Origin of the sequence: Haloferax profundi, assembly GCF_001469865.1 — an archaeon.
GTDB classification, from domain to species: Archaea; Halobacteriota; Halobacteria; order Halobacteriales; family Haloferacaceae; genus Haloferax; species Haloferax profundi.
In genome coordinates, this window is sequence record NZ_LOPV01000439.1 from 1 (window position 1) to 992 (window position 992).

The following is a 992-nucleotide window of genomic DNA, read 5'->3' on the forward strand; positions in this document are numbered from 1 at the left end:
TCAGATAAACTCAACCTCATTTCGACAGCTCGAGAGATCAATGACTCAATGTCTGATTACACGATTGACCTTCTCGAGAAGGAATTGGGTTCATTGAGTGGTGCCCGAATTGCGGTTTTAGGAGTCGCGTACAAGGGGAATGTTGACGACACTCGAAACAGCCCTGGACTGAAACTAGCACGCGAATTGCAGGCTGGAGGGCTACAAAAAGTGAGTGAAGCGGCGGCAACAGATGGTGGAGTAGACGACATCGATGTTCGAATTCATGATCCACACGTTTCCGACCAAACCCTGAACATCGTTCCACTCGACGAAGCAGTTCGCGATGCTGATGCACTGGTTCTCGCGACCAATCACGCAGAGTTTGCTGAGTTATCTCCAAGTAAGATATCCAAGCTTATGGATGGCTGCCTGATTGTGGACACCATGGCACACCTCGATAAAACGGAGTGGAGTGACGCGGGATTCAACTATCAACAAATCTAACATCGCATAAATGAACGCTAAAGATACTGCGTGGATTGATCTTGTCAGTCCGTCGCATCCGTTCTTTTTTGCATCGCTAGCCAAGCACCTCGACGAGTTGGATGTGACTACGACTGTTCGCGAGAAGACCGAGACAGTCGATTTAGCCGAAGAAGTTGGGTTTGATTTCCAAACTGTTGGTCGAGACTTCTCTCAGAAGTGGCTGAAGATTGCTGGCATTCCTGCTCGAACAGTCCAGCTTGCGTTTCAGGCACCGAATACTGATATCGCACTCTGTTCTCGAAACGTCATGTGTATCCTCGCGGCGAAAACCCGCGGTATCCCGACGGTAAACTTCACGGATAACGACATCACCGCGCATCGAGATGGGCTGACGCTGGAAGAGCGGTATAACCAGTTGGAGTCACTCGCAAGTTATAATATCGTCCCGTCAGCCTTCGAAACGCGGGAGCTAACGAAATGGCACGCTGACCCGTCACAGGTACTCACGTACGACGGGTATAAAG

Annotated in this window: 2 protein-coding genes; both read left to right on the forward strand. The window is 50.0% G+C overall.

Annotation, left to right across the window (positions count from 1 at the left end; genetic code table 11):
• On the forward strand, positions 1–486 hold a 486-nt coding region (locus AUR66_RS14875; RefSeq protein ID WP_331457009.1), incomplete at its 5' end, for a UDP binding domain-containing protein.
• A 10-nt stretch (positions 487–496) separates the two neighbouring features.
• Positions 497–992 (forward strand): DUF354 domain-containing protein (locus tag AUR66_RS14880; protein WP_157533145.1); only part of this gene is annotated, 496 nt, incomplete at its 3' end.